The 357-nt window shown below is 47.3% G+C and carries 1 pseudogene; it reads left to right on the plus strand.

Annotated features, from left to right (window positions below):
* Nucleotides 1–357 (plus strand): annotated as a pseudogene (locus AB4486_RS22620) (glycerate kinase); the annotation flags it as partial.

Below are 357 nucleotides of genomic sequence, written 5' to 3' on the forward strand. Positions count from 1 at the left end.
GGGTGGCAGTGCGACCAACGATGGTGGTGCAGGTATTGTTCAAGCGTTAGGTGGACGCTTGTTAGTTAGTAAAGGGCAAGATGGCAAAGGGCAAGATAGTACTGGACAAGAGCTTGGCCGAGGTGGCGTTGCACTAGCTGATTTATCATCGATTGATCTTACTGGTTTAGATTCACGCTATGCTGATATCGAGTTAATTGTGGCGTGCGATGTCGATAATCCGTTGTGTGGTGATAACGGTGCTAGCCATATATTCGGCCCACAAAAAGGCGCAAGCCCAGAACAAGTTGTGATGCTTGATAAGGCGCTTGAGAATTTTGCTCAATCAAGTAGTTGAATCGCAAGGTTGTGTTCGTG

Source organism: Vibrio sp. 10N.222.55.C6 (genome assembly GCF_041473395.1).
In the GTDB taxonomy this organism is placed as follows: Bacteria; Pseudomonadota; Gammaproteobacteria; order Enterobacterales; family Vibrionaceae; genus Vibrio; species Vibrio crassostreae_C.